This window comes from Streptomyces sp. NPDC043427 (genome assembly GCF_056436655.1).
Map to the genome: position 1 here is coordinate 1 of NZ_JBWKCC010000069.1, position 1,679 is coordinate 1,679.

A 1,679-nucleotide genomic window follows, 5' to 3' on the forward strand; every position below is an offset into this window, starting at 1 on the left:
GGCGGATCTTCAGCAGATGCCGGTGCAGCCCCAACCGCATGACGTCAATCACCAAAGCCGTCCTCACCCTGGAGCGGCAACGCTGAAGAAGCTCACTACACCGACGCCTTGCGCGCGGTGATCGAGGCCAAGCAGGAAGACCGCCCGCTGCCCAAGGCCCCGGAACCGGCGGCCCGACCGGGCGAGCTGGTGGACCTGATGGCCACGCTGCAGCAGTCCGTCGACAAGGCCCGGGCGGCGCGCGGCGAGACCAGCGAGGCGGACATGCGCGAGGCGCCGGCCAAGCCTGCGAAGAAGGCACCCTCCCGGAAGGCTTCCTCGAGGAACGCCGGACACGCGGGCGATCGGCGAGGTAGGCAGCGCGCTGACCAGCCGTGGTCGGGCTGATGGTCGGGGCTGTGGTCAGGGCGTAGCCGCCGGAGTAGTAGAAGCGGCAGCTCACGCCCGGGCCCGGTGTGCGCGGCTCGCCGGGGCGCGGGTCGTACAGGGCGCGGCCGCCAGGGAACTGCCCGGGTTCGGTGGACAGGGCGACGCCGTCGTCGACTTCCCCGGTCCGCCATCCGTGGATGTCTAGTGCCCCGGCAGGCAACGTTTGCGACGTTCGTCGTCGACCCTGAGCCGACGGTTAGGTGACGCGGCACCGTGCATCGAAGTCGAGCGTTATGGGCGCCGTCCCGTTGCGAACCTGGAACGCCCCGAGCGCCGAATCGGTCGCGCGCTCGGTCTGCGGTCTTGTTCGCATCACGACGACGTCAAAGTGGGTGCGATCCGGGGCGCCGATGAGAAATGGCGCCGACAGTCGTCTGAGTACTGTCCGGTGAACGCTGGGCGCGCCTCAAGGGAGATACAACGGGATGAGACCACTTCGATACTCGATCAACGTCACGCTCGACGGCTGCTGCCATCACGAGGCAGGGCTCCCCCCGGACGAGGAGTCGATGCGCTACTGGACCGCTGAGATGGAGCGAGCCGATGCCCTGCTCTTCGGCCGGGTGACCTACGAGATGATGGAGTCGGCGTGGCGGAAGCCGGCCACGGGCACGTGGCCTGACTGGATGGATGAGTGGCAGATCCCGTTCGCCGAGACCATCGACCGGGCGAAGAAGTACGTCGTGTCGAGCACGCTGAGCGGGGTCGATTGGAATGCCGACCTGGTGCGAGGCGACTTGGAGCAAGCGGTTCAGCGGCTCAAGCAGGAGTCAGGCGAGGGCCTGTGGGTGGGTGGCGTGACGCTCCCCCTGGCGTTGGCAGATCTGGGACTGATCGACGAGTACGAGTTCCTTGTTCAGCCGGTCCTTGCCGGACACGGGCCGACGTTGCTCGCCGGTCTGCGCGAGCGCATCCAGCTCGAGCTCGTGGACCGCCATGAATTCCGGTCGGGGGCGGTAGCCCAGCGATACCGGCCCACGCGAGTTACGGCTTGACGTGATTTGTCCTGGCACGTTGAAGCTCCCTCGTGACGGAACGACGGCTCGGGGTCGCGTTGCCCCGCGCTGGCCGTGCCCCCGAACGGCGGACATGTCGACGGGGGATATCGCCACGAGGTGCCGGTAGCGGACAGGGCAAACGTTGCCTGCCGTGGCACTAGTGTCCTGCGCCAGTAGTTGATCGTTAGTAGTTGCGTGACTTCTGCTGCTGGTGCGTCAGTTCCTCGTCGGGGCCCGAAGCTGGAGCCGTTG

The 1,679-nt window shown here is 67.4% G+C and carries 2 protein-coding genes and 1 pseudogene; all 3 read left to right on the top strand.

Annotation, left to right across the window (positions count from 1 at the left end; genetic code table 11):
- Positions 1–86, top strand: a pseudogene (locus tag AC067M_RS45755) (IS5/IS1182 family transposase); the annotation flags it as partial.
- Between the two features lie 22 nt (positions 87–108).
- Positions 109–387, top strand: coding sequence for a hypothetical protein (locus AC067M_RS45760; protein WP_478702911.1), 279 nt, complete (start codon positions 109–111; stop codon positions 385–387).
- Positions 388–854: 467 nt separating this feature from the next.
- Positions 855–1,424, top strand: a complete 570-nt coding sequence (locus tag AC067M_RS45765) for a dihydrofolate reductase family protein (RefSeq protein ID WP_423520485.1) — start codon at positions 855–857, stop codon at positions 1,422–1,424.
- Positions 1,425–1,679 lie beyond the last annotated feature (255 nt).

Coding starts and splice junctions, on each gene's coding strand:
- AC067M_RS45765 (WP_423520485.1), top strand. CDS start 855: ATGAGACCACTTCGATACTCGATCAACGTCACGCTCGACGGCTGCTGC.